This window comes from Geminocystis sp. CENA526, from assembly GCF_050753365.1.
Lineage (GTDB): Bacteria > Cyanobacteriota > Cyanobacteriia > Cyanobacteriales > Cyanobacteriaceae > Geminocystis.
Map to the genome: position 1 here is coordinate 1 of NZ_JBLZFY010000217.1, position 2542 is coordinate 2542.

The 2542-nt window shown below is 31.8% G+C and carries 4 protein-coding genes; 1 reads left to right on the plus strand and 3 read right to left on the minus strand.

From position 1 onward, the window contains the following. The 3 genes from ACN4EE_RS22750 to ACN4EE_RS22760 form a co-directional block, all read right to left on the minus strand. Positions 1-341, minus strand: a 341-nt coding sequence (locus tag ACN4EE_RS22750; protein WP_458575038.1) for an SH3 domain-containing protein, incomplete at its 3' end; no start/stop codon positions are given. Between the two features lie 49 nt (positions 342-390). Further along, positions 391-921, minus strand: coding sequence for a hypothetical protein (locus ACN4EE_RS22755; protein ID WP_431708798.1), 531 nt, complete (start codon positions 919-921; stop codon positions 391-393). 490 nt (positions 922-1411) lie between these two features. Further along, a complete protein-coding gene (locus tag ACN4EE_RS22760) occupies positions 1412-1651 on the minus strand; it encodes a vWA domain-containing protein (RefSeq protein WP_431708799.1) in 240 nt (79 codons plus the stop codon). Positions 1652-1862: 211 nt separating this feature from the next. Between ACN4EE_RS22760 and ACN4EE_RS22765 the strand changes: the two genes are divergently transcribed. Continuing rightward, positions 1863-2126 carry a type I-MYXAN CRISPR-associated protein Cas6/Cmx6 gene (locus ACN4EE_RS22765; protein ID WP_431708800.1) on the plus strand — a complete coding sequence of 88 codons (264 nt, stop codon included), beginning with the start codon at positions 1863-1865 and terminating at the stop codon, positions 2124-2126. Positions 2127-2542 lie beyond the last annotated feature (416 nt).

Below are 2542 nucleotides of genomic sequence, written 5' to 3' on the forward strand. Positions count from 1 at the left end.
GTTCTTATATTAGTTACTAAACAACCTGGATTTTTAACAGATTCAGAATAAGTTTCAAAACGGATTTGACTATGATGAATGTAACCCCTTCTTCCACACACATCCGTTATATACCAACCATTAGTAGAGCCATAAGTATTAATAGAAGTAACAGATTTAACACTACAAAGAATTTGCCCGTTAGGAGTCGATCGAACATTAGAAGGCGGATCAAAAACAACTGCCGTGGTACTTTGGGCAGAAACCATTGACTGTTGAGAGTTGAGAGGAATAGCCAAAAAGCCTACAGTAACGCCTGTTCCTAATAAAGTTTTCAGGGAATGAGAAAGAAATTTATTCATATTTTCTACTATTAATGAGGTGAGATTGATATTTACTATGTTCTTAACTTTAATATCTTGATTTTCTTGGTTTAAAACCTTGAACAAAATTCAACCATTTATTTACTTTATCCCCAGTAATATTTAAAGTAGGAATATTTACCACATTTTCAGCACGATAATAAATAATATTAGTTGCTTGAGCCTTTCCTAAACCATAGGCTTGAGCTATATCTCTTGCTAATTTACAAGTAATATTGAATGTACCCATATCAATATTGCCATTGTCTGCCTCATAACCCCACGAAATTCCTCGATAATTAAAATCAGGACTTTGACATTCATGGTGAGTAACCTCAAACATTTTTGCCATATGAGCATCATAACGCCTTAAGCCTCCACCAGCCGAAACAGTGGTATTTTTATCTGGTACTTGAAATTTGCCGACATTAAATCCATCATTATCACCTGCTATATTAACAGCAATAAAAGTAATAGGAAATGAGTTTTGAGCAGAGGCACTAATACCAACCAAACAACTTGTCAAAAGAGAAGAGGTTAAAACAGTCGATTTGAAGAATTTGTTAAGATTTTTTTTCATTGTTTTGAGCAATTGTTTATTCATCTATTTATATATCAGTGAATAATTTGGAATTTATGCAATATTGTGAAAAATTTTTTTATCCTTAGAAAGGAGAATCCGAGGCAAGAGAGACAGATTTCATAGAGATAGTATCGATCGTCGAGAATAACTGATTGCATCTGGAAATAGTACGATCCCAGAGTGCTAAGAAAAAACTCGATCCCGAAGGGACCTGCTACGCAGCAAGCCTCTGATCTTTTTACCAAGGAAATGAATTTATTTAATTTATTTTGATGATAGAGTTGTTATCAATAAAATGTAAATGATTATCGTCTCTAAATACTTATTCTGTAAAGGATTTAAAAATTATACAACTTTATTCCCTTGACTTTTGAAGGCTGTAATCTAAATATTTTAAATTAAAGTCAAAACTATACAACTTTATTTTTGAAGATAGTATAAAATAACAACGAAAAAAGTGCTTTACAGACGATGAAATTATACAACTCTATTCCCTCATTACAACAAAATCTTGAATAACATTAACTGTTTCTCCAAAAGTAATAATTGATATTTCTACACTCAATGTCGCTTGAGTATCTTTAAGTACATCTTCTTTAAAAGCTCGAATACCCTCATTTAATTCTTTCATCGGTTCACCTGCCATAGAGCCAGATGTATCTAACAATAAAATAACAGGACAACGATTTTCAGGGTTATCGGCAAATTCTGGTAATCCTACTGGCATAAATTTAACTTAACGACTGAACTAAAATTTAATTAAAATAGTTTTGTTTATAATATCATACATTATAGCTAAATAAACTAAAACTTGAGCTATATAATCCACATTTATTAGTTTGAAACATTTGCGAGACAATTATCGGCAACGTCTGATAACAAGAGATTTAAGGAACTTAAACAATGAAGAAATTAATACGGATAGATTAGCAGATCAGATGATCAAGTATTATGGTTTATCCGCTTTAAGCATAATTCATCCCGAAGTGATGGACAAGTTTAACTATTATCTTTCTCTTTCCTTAATGGCTTGTACCGATAAAATTCGTTTAGGCTTACCAGAATCTCAAGAATTAGAAGGGTGCGATCGCCTCTATGCTCGATTGGTTATTATTAGAGGTTTTGACGAACCGAATGCCTTTATTCAAGCGGTAGAGCGTCAATTAGAAAGCCTGAATATCTCAGCAAAGATCAATGATTAAATTATATATACACAAAGCAAAACAAAGATTAAATCATATTTAATCTTGCTACATACAATAGGTCAATAGGTGTTTAAGACGTATTGTTTTTTTGGACTTTTTCAGCAGACCCTATTTATTTTCTTCTTATTCTGACGAACGGAGAATTAGTATTTTGAAACTGTTTGGAGTTTTCAACTATATTATTCTTTGATAGAACAAACCTTAAACTTAAAAAAAATAAATTCGTCAAATTCTTGTCTTGACTGGGATTGAGAGAAAGAAAAGTAAAACTTAAAAAAAAAGTTGGGCAAAAAAGTTGCAAAAATTTAGAAGGTAAGTTATATTAGTAAATGTGCGATTGAGGGCAAACGCCTCGTCTAACACCACGAACCTAGACAATTCAATAGTTTAAAAGCCATTTTCAAGTATAACAT

Excerpts from the sequence above, each read along its gene's own strand:
- ACN4EE_RS22755 (WP_431708798.1), bottom strand. The coding sequence starts at position 921 with ATGAAAAAAAATCTTAACAAATTCTTCAAATCGACTGTTTTAACCTCT.
- ACN4EE_RS22765 (WP_431708800.1), top strand. The coding sequence starts at position 1,863 with ATGATCAAGTATTATGGTTTATCCGCTTTAAGCATAATTCATCCCGAA.
- ACN4EE_RS22760 (WP_431708799.1), bottom strand. The coding sequence starts at position 1,651 with ATGCCAGTAGGATTACCAGAATTTGCCGATAACCCTGAAAATCGTTGT.